This window comes from Streptomyces violaceusniger Tu 4113 (genome assembly GCF_000147815.2).
Lineage (GTDB): Bacteria > Actinomycetota > Actinomycetes > Streptomycetales > Streptomycetaceae > Streptomyces > Streptomyces violaceusniger_A.
Genome location: NC_015957.1, coordinates 1,943,773 through 1,957,894, shown reverse-complemented (window position 1 = coordinate 1,957,894; position 14,122 = coordinate 1,943,773). Strand labels below are relative to the sequence as shown.

Annotated in this window: 12 protein-coding genes; 3 read left to right on the top strand and 9 right to left on the bottom strand. The window is 71.2% G+C overall.

All coding sequences use genetic code 11. The annotated features are described in order from the left end of the window. Nucleotides 1-30: 30 nt before the first annotated feature. Nucleotides 31-1,023 (bottom strand): transcription termination factor NusA, encoded by a 993-nt coding sequence (gene nusA, locus STRVI_RS08750; RefSeq protein ID WP_014055271.1) that lies wholly within the window; start codon nt 1,021-1,023, stop codon nt 31-33. A gap of 2 nt (nt 1,024-1,025) precedes the next feature. Further along, complete coding sequence (rimP, locus tag STRVI_RS08745) at nt 1,026-1,550, bottom strand: ribosome maturation factor RimP (protein WP_014055270.1); 525 nt, start codon at nt 1,548-1,550, stop codon at nt 1,026-1,028. Nucleotides 1,551-1,783: 233 nt separating this feature from the next. Between rimP and STRVI_RS08740 the strand changes: the two genes are divergently transcribed. Genes STRVI_RS08740 through STRVI_RS08730 form a run of 3 tightly spaced genes read left to right on the top strand, consistent with a single transcriptional unit; the run spans nt 1,784 to nt 3,878 of the window. Then, nucleotides 1,784-2,347, top strand: a complete 564-nt coding sequence (locus STRVI_RS08740; protein WP_014055269.1) for a hypothetical protein — start codon at nt 1,784-1,786, stop codon at nt 2,345-2,347. Nucleotides 2,348-2,380: 33 nt separating this feature from the next. Next, the gene (locus tag STRVI_RS08735) at nt 2,381-2,884 is read left to right on the top strand and encodes a ferritin-like domain-containing protein (protein ID WP_014055268.1); all 504 of its coding nucleotides are present in this window, start codon (nt 2,381-2,383) and stop codon (nt 2,882-2,884) included. Between the two features lie 49 nt (nt 2,885-2,933). Further along, nucleotides 2,934-3,878, top strand: a complete 945-nt coding sequence (locus tag STRVI_RS08730) for an aminoglycoside phosphotransferase family protein (protein WP_050993638.1) — start codon at nt 2,934-2,936, stop codon at nt 3,876-3,878. A 522-nt stretch (nt 3,879-4,400) separates the two neighbouring features. Here STRVI_RS08730 and STRVI_RS08725 read toward each other — a convergent pair. The 7 genes from STRVI_RS08725 to STRVI_RS08695 form a co-directional block, all read right to left on the bottom strand. After that, nucleotides 4,401-6,122, bottom strand: a complete 1,722-nt coding sequence (locus STRVI_RS08725) for a proline--tRNA ligase (RefSeq protein ID WP_014055266.1) — start codon at nt 6,120-6,122, stop codon at nt 4,401-4,403. A 305-nt stretch (nt 6,123-6,427) separates the two neighbouring features. Continuing rightward, entirely contained in the window at nt 6,428-6,994 is a 567-nt protein-coding gene (locus STRVI_RS08720) for a GNAT family N-acetyltransferase (protein ID WP_014055265.1), read from the bottom strand. Between the two features lie 25 nt (nt 6,995-7,019). After that, a complete protein-coding gene (locus tag STRVI_RS08715; RefSeq protein WP_014055264.1) occupies nt 7,020-7,865 on the bottom strand; it encodes a GNAT family N-acetyltransferase in 846 nt (281 codons plus the stop codon). A 248-nt stretch (nt 7,866-8,113) separates the two neighbouring features. Continuing rightward, nucleotides 8,114-9,268 carry a flavodoxin-dependent (E)-4-hydroxy-3-methylbut-2-enyl-diphosphate synthase gene (ispG, locus tag STRVI_RS08710; RefSeq protein ID WP_014055263.1) on the bottom strand — a complete coding sequence of 385 codons (1,155 nt, stop codon included), beginning with the start codon at nt 9,266-9,268 and terminating at the stop codon, nt 8,114-8,116. A gap of 141 nt (nt 9,269-9,409) precedes the next feature. Then, on the bottom strand, nt 9,410-10,711 hold the full coding sequence (locus STRVI_RS08705) for a M50 family metallopeptidase (RefSeq protein WP_014055262.1): 1,302 nt from the start codon (nt 10,709-10,711) through the stop codon (nt 9,410-9,412). Then, nucleotides 10,708-11,970 carry a 1-deoxy-D-xylulose-5-phosphate reductoisomerase gene (dxr, locus tag STRVI_RS08700; RefSeq protein ID WP_014055261.1) on the bottom strand — a complete coding sequence of 421 codons (1,263 nt, stop codon included), beginning with the start codon at nt 11,968-11,970 and terminating at the stop codon, nt 10,708-10,710. The genes STRVI_RS08705 and dxr overlap by 4 nt, the downstream gene beginning before the upstream one ends. A 132-nt stretch (nt 11,971-12,102) precedes the next feature. Next, a complete protein-coding gene (locus STRVI_RS08695) occupies nt 12,103-14,037 on the bottom strand; it encodes an acyl-CoA dehydrogenase family protein (protein ID WP_014055260.1) in 1,935 nt (644 codons plus the stop codon). Nucleotides 14,038-14,122 lie beyond the last annotated feature (85 nt).

Genomic DNA, 14,122 nt, shown 5'->3' with positions numbered 1-14,122 from the left:
CAGGCCGGACCCCGCGGGATCCGGCCTGAATCAGCCTTGATCCCCCGGCTGCTCGGTGTCCGGCCGGATGTCGATCCGCCAGCCGGTCAGCCGGGCCGCCAGCCGGGCGTTCTGCCCCTCCTTGCCGATGGCGAGGGAAAGCTGGTAGTCGGGCACGGTGACCCGGGCCGAGCGGGCCGCCAGATCGACCACCTCGACCTTGCTCACCCGCGCGGGTGACAGCGCGTTCGCCACCAGGTCAGCGGGGTCGTCCGACCAGTCGACGATGTCGATCTTCTCGCCGTGCAGCTCGGCCATCACGCTGCGCACCCGGCCGCCCATCGGACCGATGCACGCGCCCTTGGCGTTCAGCCCCGAACGGGTGGACCGGACCGCGATCTTGGTGCGGTGGCCCGCCTCGCGGGCGATCGCCGCGATCTCCACCGAACCGTCCGCGATCTCCGGCACCTCGAGCGCGAAGAGCTTCTTGACCAGATTGGGATGCGTACGCGAAAGAGTCACCGACGGGCCGCGCACGCCCTTGACGACTCGTACGACGTACGTACGCAGCCGGGTGCCGTGCGCGTAGTCCTCGCCCGGGACCTGCTCCTGCACCGGCAGGATCGCCTCGAGACGGCCGATGTCCACCAGCACGTTCTTCGGGTCCTTGCCCTGCTGGACGACGCCGGCGACGACATCGCCCTCCCGCCCCGCGTACTCGCCGAAGGTGATCTCTTCCTCGGCGTCCCGCAGCCGCTGCAGGATGACCTGCTTCGCCGTCGTCGCGGCGATCCGGCCGAAGCCGGAGGGAGTGTCGTCGAACTCGCGGGGCTCCTGCCCCTCCTCCAGATCCTCGGCGTCCTCGCGGGCCCATACGGTCACATGGCCGGTGTCGCGGTTCAGCTCCACCCGGGCGCGGCGACGGCTTCCATCGGTGCGGTGGTAGGCGATGAGGAGCGCCGATTCGATCGCCTCGACCAGCAGGTCGAAGGAGATCTCCTTCTCTCGCACCAGACCCCGCAGGGCACTCATGTCGATGTCCACGGCTACGCCTCCTCTTTGCTCTCGTCGTCCTCGCCCGCGGTCTTCTCCTCGGGCTTGCGGTTGAACTCGATCTCCACCCGGGCCTTGGAGATCTCCTCGAAGGCAAGCCGTCTGGCGGTGGGCTTGCGCCCCTTCACACCGGGGACCTCCAGATCGAGCCCCTCGTCGTCCACCGAGACGATCCGGGCGACCAGCTCGGCGTCGTCGGTGAGCCGCGCTCGCATGAGGCGGCCGGTGGCACGGCGGTAGTGGCGCGGCTCGGTCAGGGGACGCTCGGCGCCGGGAGAGGTGACCTCGAGGACGTAGGCGACCTGACCCATCGCGTCCGTGTCGTCGAGGGTCTGGGAGATGTCCCGGCTCAGCTCCGCACACGTGTCCAACTGGACACCGTCGTCGGAATCCACGACCACTCTCAGCACACGCCGCCGCCCAGCCGGTGTCACCTCGACCTCTTCCAGATCCAGGTCTCGCGCGCTGACGAGCGGTTCCAGCAGTCCGCGCAGCCTCTCGCTCTGGGTCGTGCTCATCCGGGTGACTCCTCGGCCGCGTGTGCTGTTGTGGGAAGGTCGCGTGTCAGGTCAAAGCCTATCTGTTCCGGCGGCGGGCTGACGATTCGGTGGACGCTGCCGGGCAGACGGGCTCGGCGCGGGTACGCTCGCCTGCTGTGATCACTACCGGCGGCCGGGAGCGGCCGCAGCCCGGAAAGAGGAACGTGTCGATCACGACTCTCCCACCTCCTCCCACACCCGCATCCGACGCGATGTCTTCGGCCTCCCCGGCGTTCGCCGAGTCCTCGGCGCGCGCCGCCGCGGTGCCCCGGCGGCGGAGTCTGCTGCTGGGCGGCGGAGCGCTGGGGGCGGTCGCGCTGCTGAGCGGCTGTTCCGACGATGCCGAGCCCCGGCGCGACGCGGGCGGCGAGGCGGCCGTCGCCCTGCTGCGGGCGCGGGGCGCGCGGGACTCCACCGCACTCCTGGCGCGCTACGACGCGACCGTGGACGCGCATCCCGACCTCGCGGAGCGGCTGGCGCCGCTGCGGGAGGAGACGGCCCGGCATGCCGCGGTCTTCACCACCAAGGACCGGTCCGCTTCCCCCTCCGCGACCGCGTCGCGCTCGCCCTCGGCGGGCGGGCAGCGGGTGCCGAAGGTGCCTGAGGACGAGAAACAGGCCCTCTCCGCCCTCGCCCAGGCCGAGCGCCAGGCCGCCGACACCCGCACCGCCGCGCTCGCCACCGCGCCGCCCGAGCTGGCCCGGCTGCTCGCCTCCGTCGCGGCCTGCGGCGCCGCCCACGTGTATCTCCTCACGCAGCGCGACACGGATTCGTGATCACGCTCGGGACCACCGGGAAGGGGTACTGACATGGCCTCTCGAGCAGGCCGATCGGCCGTCGGCGAACGGGCCGCGGCGCTCAGGGCCGCACAGGCGGCGCTCGCCGCCGAGCACGCCGCGGTGTACGGATACGGCGTCGTCGGCGGGCGGATCGGCGACGACCGGCTCGCGGAGGCGCGCGAAGGCTACGCCGCGCACCGCGCGCGCCGGGACGACCTCGCCCGCACCGTGCGCGACCTCGGCGGCAGCCCCGAGGCCGCGGCGCCCGCCTACGCCCTGCCCTTCGCGGTGCCGGACGCGCCCGCCGCGGTGCGGCTCGCGGCCGAGCTGGAGAACCGGGTCGCCGCCGTCTACGCCGACCTCGTCCGGGCCTCGACCGCGTCCCTGCGCCGCCAGGCGGCGGGGGCGCTGCGGGAGGCGGCGGTCCGGGCGGTGCGCTGGCGGGGCGGCGGCGTAGCCTTCCCTGGACTCACCGAACGCGCCGCATCGGCCACTCCGTCGGCATCGCCCGGCGGTGGGGCGGACGGGGTGTGAGACCGATGGGGTCTGTGAAGTCATTGATGGTGGAGGGGACAGCTCAGGAATGGCATCGGCACCACAGCCCGGCGGCCGCGATATGGCCCGCGTCCAGGTGCCGAAGCGGCTCCTGGACGCGCTGAGCGACACCCCGGCGAGTGCCGTACGGAGCTGGCTCGACGCCCTGCCCGAGACGGTCGAGCGGCAGCTCGCGGCGTGGGAGCTGACCCTGGAGCGGGTGTCGGCGCCCGGGGGACGCCGCGGACTCGTCGCGCTCGTACGGCAGGCGGACGACACCCCGGCGGCGCTGAAGTTCCCGGTCCCCGGGCCGGACGCCGACCATGAGCGCGCCGCCCTGGCGCACTGGGACGGCTGGGGCGCGGCCCGGCTGCTGCGCGCCGACCCGGACACCGGTGCGCTGCTGATCGAGCGGCTGCGCAGCACGGTGTCGCTGCGCTCGCTGCCCGAGGCGAAGGCGGTGCTGGAGGCGGCGGGCACGGTGCGGCGGCTGTGGGTGGCGCCGCCCGAGGGACATCCGTTCGCGTCGGTCACCGGGCGTACGGAGGAGGAGCGCGAGACCCTGCGGACGCTCGGCGCCGGGGGCTGGGCGGCGGATGCCCGCCCGCTGGCCGACGAGGCGCTGGAGCTGCGGGAGGCGCTGCCCGCCGAGCCGCCCGAGGAGGTGCTGCTGCACGGCGACTTCCGGCAGGGGAAGGTGCTGGCCGGGGAGCGCGGACCCTGGCTCGCGGTGGGCCCGGCGCCGGTTGTGGGCGAGCGCGCGTACGACCTGGCGCGGCTGGTGCTCGACCGCTGCGAGGACCTGGCCGCCGGCCCCGGCCCCGCCGCGGCCGCGCGCCGTCGGGTCGGCAAGCTGGCGGACGCCCTGGAGGTCGACCGCGACCGGCTGCGGGGCTGGTCCTTCTACCGTGCCGTCGAGACGGGCCTGCGGCACGCCGCCGCGGGCGACCGCCGCCGCGCGGAGCTGCTGCTGGAGTTCGCGGGCTGGCTGTAACACACCATCGCCCCCAACTCCCTTGCCGGGCGGGAGCGTTCGGCTCGATCGGGTGCGGCTTTCGGCTCGCGCCTGCGGCGCGATTGAGCAGCGGAGCAGGGGGTGCCGAGCCGGGTCGCGTTGCCAGCCGGGCGTTGGTGTGGGCGCCGGTGGCGGCGCCCCTGGCCGGGGGCCAGGGCCGATACCGGAGAGCAGGGGGTGGGGTACCCCTTTTGCAATTGCTTGATGTATTAGTTGCGCCAGATCAAGCATTTTTCAGAGGGGTACCCGGACCCCCGGCTGCCCCTCCGGAGAGGACCTCGGCCACCGAGCACGGAAGCCGCCACCGGCGTCCACACCAACGGGCCCGGTGGCCGGAGGCGGCGCCGCGCCCCGGCGCCCCCCTGCCCCGCTGCTCAAAATGCGCCGAAGGCGCGAGACGAAGCCCGCACCCGCCCACGCCGCGCAACACCACAACCCCCAGCCCCAGGCGCCGGAGCGCGGGGCCGGGGTTCCCGGGATCGGCCGGTGCGGGTCCGTCCGTCAGGCGGTGGCGGTGGCGGTGAGGCGGGAGATCGCCTCGTCGATCGGGAGCTCCTCGCGCTCACCCGTACGGCGGTCCTTCAGCTCGACGACGCCGTCCTTGGCGCCGCGGCCCACGACCAGGATGGTCGGGACGCCGATCAGCTCGGCGTCGGTGAACTTCACGCCCGGGGAGACGCCTGCGCGATCGTCGACCATGACGCGCACGCCCGCCGTGCCCAGCTTCTCGGCGATGTCGAGGGCCAGCTCGGTCTGGAGGGCCTTGCCCGCCGCGACGATGTGGACGTCGGCCGGGGCCACCTCGCGGGGCCAGCAGAGGCCCGACTCGTCGTGGGTCTGCTCGGCGAGCGCGGCGACGGCACGGGAGACGCCGACGCCGTACGAGCCCATCGTGACCCGCGCCGGCTTGCCGTTCTGGCCGAGCACATCGAGCTGGAAGGCGTCGGCGTACTTGCGGCCGAGCTGGAAGATGTGGCCGATCTCGATCGCCCGGTCCAGCTCGATGCCCGTACCGCAGCGGGGGCAGGGGTCGCCCGGCTGGACCACGACGACGTCGAGGTAGTCGTCGACCTCGAAGTCACGGCCGCAGACCACGTTGCGCGCGTGGGTGTCCGGCTTGTTGGCGCCGGTCACCCAGGCGGTGCCGGGGGCGATGCGCGGGTCGGCGATGTAGCGCAGGGACTTGCCCGCCAGGCCCTGCGGGCCGACGTAGCCGCGCACCAGCTCGGGGCGGCCCTCGAAGTCCTCGGCCGTGACGAGCTCGACGACGGCGGGGGCGAGGTGCTCGCCCAGCTTGCCCAGGTCAACCTCGCGGTCGCCGGGGACGCCCACCGCGGTGATCTCGCCGTCGATCTTGACCAGGAGGTTCTTCAGGGTGGCGGAGGCCGGGACGCCGAGGTAGTCGGCGAGGGTCTCGATGGTCGGGGTGTCGGGGGTGTCCAGCTCCTCCAGGGGCCCGTGCTCGGCGCCCTCGACCGGCGAGACGGCCACCGTGACCGCCTCGGTGTTCGCGGCGTAGTCGCAGTTCGGGCAGTCGACGAAGGTGTCCTCGCCGGCCGCCGCCGGGGCCAGGAACTCCTCGGAGGCCGAGCCGCCCATCGCGCCGGAGACCGCGGAGACGATGCGGTAGTCCAGGCCGAGACGCTGGAAGATCCGCTGGTACGCCTCGCGGTGCAGCCGGTAGGACTCGGCGAGGCCCTCGTCGGTGGTGTCGAAGGAGTACGAGTCCTTCATCAGGAACTCGCGCCCGCGCAGCACACCCGAGCGGGGGCGGGCCTCGTCCCGGTACTTGGTCTGGATCTGGTAGAGCATGACCGGCAGGTCCTTGTAGGACGTGCACTGGTCCTTGACCGTCAGGGTGAAGATCTCCTCGTGGGTGGGGCCGAGGAGGTAGTCGGCGCCCTTACGGTCCTTGATCCGGAAGAGCAGATCGCCGTACTCGTCCCAGCGGCCGCTCACCTCGTACGGCTCACGGGGCAGCAGCGCGGGCAGGAGGACCTCCTGGGCGCCGATGGCGTCCATCTCCTCGCGGACGATCCGCGCGACGTTCTCCAGGACCTTCTTGCCGATCGGCAGCCAGGTCCAGATGCCCGCGGCGGCGCGGCGGACGTAACCGGCGCGGACGAGCAGCTTATGGCTGGCGGTCTCGGCGTCCGCCGGGTCTTCGCGCAGCGTCTTCAGCATTGTCGTGGACAAGCGCTGGACGTTGACGGCGTGGGCCATGGGGTCTCTCCTGCGTGCGATGGGATGTTCAGGAGGTTAGCCGCACCGGTCGGTTTCCCGGAAATGCGTAAGCGCCTAGGAGGCGCCGTCCAGGCCCTGTCCCCTGGCTCTCCTCGCGGATGAGCCCGCGGCGTCTGGTGCGGGGGCGGCGCCCAGCGGTGGCTGGGGAGCACCGCACCAGGGAGGGTCGTCCCCGTACCGGGTCGTCCCCGTACGATCCCGGCAACGCAGCCGGAGCACCTCCCAGCGGCAGCTGGGGGCGCCGTGCCAGGCAGCGCGGGCCCGCGACCGATCCGCAGACAGGGTTAGCGGCGCAGCGGCAGCGGGGCTCCCATCACGGCGTACGGGCTCGGGGCGCTCGGGAAGAGCACGGGGCGGGCGAGGTCGCGGTAGCCCAGTGAGTGGTAGAGCGCGCGGGCCGGGCTCTCGGCGTCGATGGCGGAGAGGATCGAGCGCGGCTGGTCGGCGCCGTCCGTGATGGTCGTGATCAGCTCCCGGCCGATGCCGCGGTCCTGGAAATCGGGGTGGACGTGCAGCTCGGTGATGACGAACGAGTCGTCCAGCCAGTCGTCCTGCCCGGCCGCGCGCAGATACGGCTGGACGACCGTGGACCACCAGTGGGTGCGGTTGTTGGGCATGCCGTAGACGAAGCCGACGAGCCGGCCGGAGGGGGTCGTCGCGCCGAGCGCGCGGGCGCCGGGGCTCTTGAGATGGCGCAGCACGATGTGGCGTCGTACGCCGATCTCCTCGCCCGTCAGCCCGAAGGCGACGGCCTGAACGGCGAGCGCTTCGTCCACGCGCGCGGCGAGGTCGAGCGACCCGACGACGACGTCTTCGGGTTCCGGGGTCCGCCCCCCGGCAAGATGCAGCATGGGCGGCACCCTACTTGGCCGTCGATCAGAACAGCACACTCATGAACGCGCCGACTTCCCGGAAGCCGACCCGGCGGTACGCGGCGCGGGCCGCGGTGTTGAAGTCGTTGACGTACAGGCTCACCACGGGGGCGACCTCGCCCAGCGCATAGCGCAGCACGGCCGCCATCCCGGTCTCGGAGAGGCCGCGGCCGCGGTACTCGGGGGCCACCCATACGCCCTGGATCTGGCAGGCGTGCGGGGTGGCCGCGCCGATCTCGGCCTTGAACACCACCCGGCCGTTCTCGATCCGGGCGAAGGAGCGCCCGGCGGTGACGAGCTCGGCGACCCGCGCCTGGTAGAGCAGCCCGCCGTCGCCCGCGAGCGGCGAGACGCCGACCTCCTCGGTGAACATCGCCACGCACGCCGGCATGATCACGCCCATCTCGTCCTTACAGACACGGCGCACCAGCGGATCGGGCGGGACGTCGGCGGGCATCGCGTTGGTGACCATCAGCGGCTGCCGGGCGCGTACCTCACGAGCCGGGCCCCAGCTCGGCTCGAGCAGGGACCACAGCCCGGCGGTGGTCTCGGCGGGGCCGACGATCGAGGAGCAGCGGCGGCCGGCCCGGCGGGCGCGCTCGGCGAAGCCGCGCACGGCCTCGGGGGTGGCGCAGATGGGCACCAGGTTGGCTCCGGCGTAGCAGAGCGACTCCAGCCGTCCGCCGGAGTACCAGCCCCACATCTCGCCGCCGAGCCGCCACGGATCCAGTCCGGCGACCTGGACGCGGGCGGCCACGAAGGCGTTCGAGACGGGGTCGCGGTTCAGCACCGCGAGGGCCGCCTCGAGCTCATGGGGCTCGAGGACCCTGGTGGTGGACGTGGTCAGCACGTGTCGGTCTGCCTCACGTGGTGCGGGCCTGCGGGCCGGGGACGTCAATTCTCCAGACTCTATCGCGCAGGTCCAGAAGGGGGTTTTTCGAGGGCTCGGTTGCGCCTCCGGGGCGCCCAACGGCAACTGGATGCGCCGAAGGGCGCCGTGGAGCACCGGGGGCCTGGGTCTTCCGGCCGGGGGCACCTCCCAGCGGTAGCTGGGGGAGACCGAAGCGCCCCGGAGGCGGACCGAGCCTCAAAAAAGGGTCAGCTGATGGAGACCTGGGGCTCGCCGGAGGCGATGCCGTCCTTCTCCATCTGCTCGGCGATCTTCATGGCCTCGTCGATCAGGGTCTCCACGATCTTCGACTCCGGCACGGTCTTGATGACCTCGCCCTTGACGAAGATCTGCCCCTTGCCATTGCCCGAAGCCACACCCAGATCCGCCTCACGCGCCTCACCGGGGCCGTTCACCACACACCCCATGACCGCGACCCGCAGCGGAACCTCCATGCCCTCCAGACCGGCCGTCACCTCGTCCGCCAACTTGTACACATCCACCTGCGCCCGCCCACACGACGGACACGAAACGATCTCCAGCCGCCGCTGCCGCAGATTCAACGACTCCAGAATCTGGATCCCGACCTTGACCTCCTCCGCCGGAGGCGCCGACAGCGAGACCCGGATCGTGTCCCCGATCCCCTCACTCAGCAGCGCACCGAACGCCACCGCCGACTTGATCGTCCCCTGGAACGCCGGACCCGCCTCCGTCACCCCCAGATGCAGCGGATAGTCACACTGCGCCGCGAGCTGACGGTAGGCGTTGACCATCACCACCGGATCGTTGTGCTTCACCGAGATCTTGATATCCCGGAAACCGTGCTCCTCGAACAGCGAGCACTCCCACAACGCCGACTCCACCAACGCCTCCGGCGTGGCCTTCCCGTACTTCTCCAGCAGCCGCTTGTCCAGCGACCCCGCGTTCACCCCGATACGGATCGGCACACCCGCGTCCGACGCCGCCCTCGCGATCTCCCTGACCTTGTCGTCGAACTGCCGGATGTTCCCCGGATTCACCCGCACCGCCGCACACCCGGCATCGATCGCCGCGAACACATACTTCGGCTGGAAATGAATGTCGGCGATCACCGGAATCTGCGACTTCTTCGCGATCACCGGCAACGCGTCCGCGTCATCCTGCGACGGACACGCCACCCGCACGATCTGACAGCCCGACGCCGTCAGCTCCGCGATCTGCTGCAGCGTCGCCCCGATATCCGCCGTCACCGTCGTCGTCATCGACTGAACCGAGATCGGAGCGTCGCCACCCACGGCCACCTGGCCGACCTGGATCTTCCGGCTGACCCTGCGCTCGGCGAGCTTGGCCGGTACGGACGGCATTCCTAGCGAAATCGCAGTCATCTGGTTCGTAACCCCAAGAAGGTGTGTGCATGGCCGGAGATCAGCAGACTCCGATCTCCGAGATTACGGCAACGGTGATGGCGTCAGCACACCGTGCTCCTGAAGTCCACCCAAAGGTGAACTTCAGGACATCTCGCGTCATCAAGAGATTTTCACGGGGTTCACGACGTCCGCCACCAGGACCAGGAGGGTGAAGCAGATGAAGACTCCGGCGATCACATAGGCGACCGGCATCATCTTCGCCACATCGAACGGCCCGGGGTCGGGCCGCCGGACCAGCCGGGCGGTGTGGCGCCGGATGGCCTCCCACAGCGCGCCCGCGATATGGCCGCCGTCCAGCGGCAGCAGCGGGAGCATGTTGAAGAGGAACAGCGAGAGGTTGAATCCGGCCACCAGGAAGAGCATGGTCGCGATCCGCTGGGAGGGCGGGATGTCGAGGCTGGCGACCTCGCCGCCGACCCGGGCCGCGCCCACGACGCCCATCGGGGAGTCGGCCTTGCGCTCGCCGTCCCCGAAGGCCGCGTTCCACAGGTCCGGGACCTTGGAGGGCAACGCGATCATGGAGTCGATGCCGTCGTGGACCATGTTGCCCATGCGGTCCACGGACTGCCCGAAGGACTGCTGGACCACGCCGTTGGCCGGGGTGAAGCCGAGGAAGCCGGCGGTGACGTACTCACCCTCGACATAGCCGCCGTTCCCGTCGGACTTGGCGACCTGGTTCTTTATGAGGTTGGCGTGCAGGGTCTTGCGGACGCCGTCCCGCTCGATGGTGATCGTGGCGGGGCCGGTGGTCTCACGGATGTCCTTCTGGAGCGCGCCCCAGTCCGGGGTGCGGTGCCCGTCGAAGGCGATGATCTTGTCCCGCGGCTGCAGACCGGCGGCCCTGGCCGGGGAGTCCTTGGCGCTCTTGGGGCACTTGTCGGTGGCGGACGAGGCCGCGACCACGCACTGGGAGACCGTGCCCACGCTGGTGGTCTGGGTGTTGACGCCGAAGCTCATCATCACCCCGAGGAAGATCACCACTGCGAGGATCAGGTTCATGAAGGGCCCGGCGAACATGACGATCACGCGCTTCCACGGCTTGCGCGTGTAGAAGAGGCGCTTCTCGTCGCCGGGCTGCAGCTCCTCGAAGGCGGCCGACCGGGCGTCCTCGATCATGCCGCGCCAGGGTGAGGTGGAGCGGGCGGTGAGCTTGCCGTCGTCGCCCGGCGGGAACATCCCGATCATGCGGATGTAGCCGCCGAACGGGACCGCCTTGATGCCGTACTCGGTGTCTCCCTTCTTACGGGAGAAGATCGTCGGCCCGAAGCCGACCATGTACTGCGGGACCCGGATGCCGAAGAGCTTGGCCGTGGAGAGATGGCCGAGCTCATGCCAGGCGATCGAGATCAGCAGGCCGACGGCGAACACCACTATGCCGAGGACCGTCATCAGTGTCGTCATGCGCGAGCCTCCGGGGTCGCCTTCGCCGCTCTGGCGGCCAGTTCCGTTGCGCGGGCGCGGGCCCATGTCTCAGCCTCGAGGACGTCCGCGACGGTGAGCCGGGTTCCCACGGCGGGGGTGCCGTGCTCGGCCACCACCTCGGCGACCGTATCGACGATTCCGTTGAAAGGCAGCTTTCCGTCAAGGAACGCGTCCACGCACTCCTCGTTCGCCGCGTTGAAGACGGCCGGGGCGGTGCCGCCGAGGTCGCCGACATGGCGGGCGAGGCCGACAGAGGGGAACGCTTCGGTGTCCAGGGGAAAGAACTCCCAGGTGTGGGCCTTGGTCCAGTCACAGCCGGGCGCGGCGTCCGGCACCCGCTCGGGCCAGCCGAGGCCGAGCGCGATGGGCATCCGCATATCCGGCGGGCTCGCCTGGGCGAGCGTCGAGCCATCGGTGAATTCAACCATCGAGTGGATATACGACTGAGGGTGGACCACCACCTCAATCCGCTCGAAGGGAATGTCGTACAGCAGATGGGCCTCGATGACTTCGAGGCCCTTGTTGACGAGGGTCGCGGAGTTGATCGTGACCACCGGGCCCATGTCCCAGGTGGGGTGGGCCAGCGCCTGCTCCGGGGTGACCGAGGCCAGCTCCCGCTTGGTCCGGCCGCGGAACGGGCCGCCGGAGGCGGTGACGACCAGCTTGCGGACCTCCTCGCGGGCGCCGCCGAGCAGTGCCTGGAAGAGCGCGGAGTGCTCGGAGTCGACGGGGACGATCTGGCCGGGCTTGGCGACGGCCTTGACCAGGGAGCCGCCGACGATGAGCGATTCCTTGTTGGCCAGCGCCAGCACCCGGCCCGCCTCCAGGGCGGCCAGGGTCGGCGCCAGGCCGATGGAGCCGGTGATGCCGTTGAGCACGGTGTGGCACTGGGAGCGGGCGAGCTCGGTGGCCGCGTCGGGCCCCGCCAGGATCTCGGGGAGCGGCTCACCGGCTCCGTAGAGCGCGCTCAGCGCCTCGCGTACCTCGGGCACCGCCTCCGGACGGGCGACCGCCACCCTGTCCACCCGCAGCAGGTGAGCCTGCTCGGCGAGGAGCCCGGCCCGTCCCCCGGCGGCGGACAGGCCGGTCACGCGGAAGCGGTCGGGGTTGCGCACCACCACGTCGATGGCCTGGGTGCCGATCGAACCGGTGGAGCCCAGGATCACGATGTCGCGCACGCTCTCCGCGGCGGTGGCCGCCGGAAAGCGCAGATGCGGGTCAGCCAGGGATTCCGTCATCCCCCCATTGTGGCGGCAAGGGATGACGGCTCGGGGACATGCCCCGGGTTACGGCGATCACGGGCTCCAGCGGCTCCTGAAGTGACTCCTCCGTCCCCTTCAGTGATTCCTCGGTGACTCCTCGGCCGCTCCTCAGTGGATGGGGCGGTGGACGTTCTGCATGGCGGTCGGGCCGGGGGTGGCGTCGGCGATCCAGGGGCCGTCGCCGCTGGGGTCGAGAACGCCCTGCTCGAGCCACTCGTACGCCCCGGAGAGCACCCCGGAGACCACCTTGCGGTCGAGTTCGTCGGTGTTGGTCCACAGCCGCCCGAAGAGCTCGTCGGCGCGGATCCTGGCCTGCCGGCAGAACGCGTCGGCGAGCTGGTAGGCCGCGACGCCATGGTCACCGCGCGAGCGCAGCATCTCGGCACGTACGCAGGCCGCGCTCATCGCGAACAGCTCCGCGCCGATGTCCACGATCCGGGCGAGGAAGCCCTGTTTGGTCTCCATCCGGCCCTGCCAGCGGGACATGGCATAGAACGTCGAGCGGGCCAGCTTGCGTGCCGAGCGCTCCACATAGCGCAGATGCGGTGAGAGGTCCGGATGCCCGGCCGGGTGGAATTCGGGGTAGGCGCGGGGCAGTTGGCCGGGCCCGGCGAGCAGGCCGGGCAGCCAGCGGGCGTAGAAGCCGCCGGCCTTGGCGGCCGCCTTGCCCTTGTCCTGCAGGGACTTGTCGGGGTCGATGAGATCGCCCGCCACCGACAGATGGGCGTCCACGGCCTCGCGGGCGATGAGGAGATGCATGATCTCGGTCGAGCCCTCGAAGATCCGGTTGATGCGCAGATCGCGGAGCATCTGCTCGGCGGGGACGGCCCGCTCTCCGCGGGCGGCCAGCGAGGCCGCGGTCTCATAGCCACGGCCGCCGCGGATCTGGACCAGTTCGTCGGCCATCAGCCAGGCCATCTCGCTGCCGTAGAGCTTGGCGAGCGCCGCCTCGATGCGGATGTCGTTGCGGTCCTCGTCGGCCATCTGGGAGGCGAGGTCGATGACGGCCTCCAGGGCGAAGGTGGTCGCCGCGATGAAGGAGATCTTGGCGCCGACGGCCTCGTGCTTGGCGATGGGCTTGCCCCACTGCTCACGGGCGGCGGACCATTCGCGGGCGATCTTCAGGCACCACTTCCCGGCGCCCGCGCACATCGCGGGCAGCGACAGCCGTCCGGTGTTGAGCGTGGTCAGCGCGATCTTGAGGCCCGCGCCCTCGGGGCCGATCCGGTTGGCGGCCGGGACGCGGACCTGGTGGAAACGGGTGACACCGTTCTCCAGGCCGCGCAGCCCCATGAAGGCGTTGCGCCTCTCGACGGTGACGCCTTCGGAGGCGGTCTCGACGACGAAGGCGGTGATGCCGCCCTTACGGCCCTCGGAGCGCGGCACCCGGGCCATCACCACCAGGAGGTCGGCGACCACGCCGTTGGTGGTCCACAGCTTGACGCCGTCGAGGAGGTAGCCGTCGCCGTCGGGCACGGCGGTGGTGGCGAGGCGGGCCGGGTCGGAGCCCACGTCCGGCTCGGTGAGCAGGAAGGCCGAGATGTCGGTGCGGGCACAGCGCGGCAGGAAGCGGTCCTTCTGCTCCTGGGTGCCGAAGAGCTTCAGCGGCTGCGGTACGCCGATGGACTGGTGGGCGGAGAGCAGGGCGCCGATCGCCGGGCTTGCGGAGCCGGCCAGAGCGAGGGCCTTGTTGTAGTAGAGCTGCGTGAGACCGAGGCCCCCGTACTTGGTGTCGATCTTCATGCCGAGCGCGCCGAGCTCCTTGAGCCCCTGGATGGTCTCGTCGGGGATCTGGGCCTCGCGCTCGATGCGGGCGGCGTCGACCTGCGTCTCGCAGAACTCGCCGAGCTTGGCGAGGAAGGTCTCGCCACGGCGCACATCATCCGGGGCGGGGGCGGGGTGCGGATGGATCAGATCGAGTCGGAAGCGGCCGAGGAAAAGCTCCTTGGCGAAGCTGGGCTTGTGCCATACCTGTTCGCGTGCGGCCTCGGCGACCTGGCGCGCTTCATGCTCGGACACCGGCCTGACGGAGGATGCGGTCATCGGTGCTCCCTTGCCGCGAATGACGATCTCGTGACATTACCGGCACGTACCGCTGCCAGTGTGCCTCCGGTCCGACCGGTCGGCA